The 1,637-nt window shown below is 75.8% G+C and carries 1 protein-coding gene; it reads left to right on the forward strand.

Annotation, left to right across the window (positions count from 1 at the left end):
• Window positions 1-104 precede the first annotated feature (104 nt).
• On the forward strand, window positions 105-1,637 hold a 1,533-nt coding region (locus tag C6N75_RS28050), incomplete at its 3' end, for a glycoside hydrolase family 13 protein (protein ID WP_105871661.1).

The following is a 1,637-nucleotide window of genomic DNA, read 5'->3' on the forward strand; positions in this document are numbered from 1 at the left end:
CCGCACACGTGGCAGCCCCCGCAGCCCCGCACCACGGCCGCACCCCCCACGCCGCCGGCCCCGCCGCCGAGACCCGGTCCGGCGACTGGTGGCGCTCCGCCGCCATCTACCAGGTCTACCCGCGCAGCTTCGCCGACGGCGACGGCGACGGCACCGGGGACCTCGCGGGCGTCCGCGCCAGACTGCCCTATCTCGCCGAACTCGGCGTGGACGCCGTCTGGTTCACCCCCTGGTACCTCTCCCCGCTCGCCGACGGTGGCTACGACGTCGCCGACTACCGCACCATCGACCCCGCCTTCGGCACCCTGGAGGAGGCCGAGGCGCTCATCGCCGAGGCCCGCGCACTGGGCATCCGCACCATCGTGGACATCGTGCCCAACCACGTCTCCGACCAGCACCCGTGGTTCCGGGCGGCCCTCGCCGCCGGGCCCGGCAGCCCCGAGCGCAAGCTGTTCCACTTCCGCCCCGGGCGCGGCGAGAACGGCGAACTCCCGCCCAACGACTGGCCCTCGCAGTTCGCCGGCCGGACCTGGACCCGGGTCGCGGACGGCGAGTGGTACCTGCACCTGTTCACCCCCCAGCAGCCCGACCTCAACTGGGCCCACCCGGCCGTCCGCGAGGAACACGAGGACGTGCTCCGCTTCTGGTTCGAACGGGGCGTGGCCGGCGTGCGCATCGACTCCGCCGCGCTGCCCGCCAAGGACCCCGACCTGCCCGACTTCACCGAGGGTCGCGACCCCCACCCCTACATCGACCGCGACGAGCTGCACGAGATATACCGCTCCTGGCGGGCGGTCGCCGACGCCTACGGCGGGGTGTTCGTCGGCGAGGTGTGGCTGCCCGACGCCGAGCGCTTCGCCCGCTACCTGCGCCCCGACGAACTGCACACCGCCTTCAACTTCACCTTCCTGGCGTGCCCCTGGGACGCCGTGCGGCTGCGCGCCGCCATCGACGACACCCTCGCCGAGCACGCGCCCGTCGGCGCGCCCGCCACCTGGGTGCTGTGCAACCACGACGTGACCCGCACCGTCACCCGCTACGGCCGCGCCGACACCGGCTTCGACTTCGCCACCAAGACCTTCGGCACCCCCACCGACCTGGCGCTGGGCGCCCGCCGGGCCCGGGCCGCCGCCCTGCTCACCCTCGCCCTGCCCGGCTCGGTCTACGTCTACCAGGGCGAGGAGCTGGGCCTGCCCGAGGCCGACATCCCGCTGGACCGCATCGAGGACCCGATGCACTTCCGCTCCGGCGGCGCCGACCCGGGCCGCGACGGCTGCCGCGTCCCGCTGCCCTGGACGGCCGCCGCCCCCTACGCCGGCTTCGGCTCGCGCACCGAGCCCTGGCTGCCGCAGCCGGCCGGCTGGGACGCCTACGCCGCCGACCGCCAGGCCGCCGACCCCGACTCGATGCTCACCCTCTACCGCACCGCCCTCGCCCTGCGCCGCGCCGAACCGGCCCTCGGCGACGGCCCCCTCACCTGGCTGCCCGCCCCCGAGGGCGTCCTCGCCTTCCGCCGCTCACCCGACCTGCTGTGCCTGGTCAACCTCGGTCCGGGCCCCGCCCCCCTGCCCCCGCCCCCCGCCGCCTTGCTGACCAGCGGGCCGCTGGTCAGCAAGGCGGCGGTGTGCGGGGGCAGG

Origin of the sequence: Streptomyces solincola (assembly GCF_002982015.1) — a bacterium.
Classification (GTDB): Bacteria; Actinomycetota; Actinomycetes; order Streptomycetales; family Streptomycetaceae; genus Streptomyces; species Streptomyces solincola.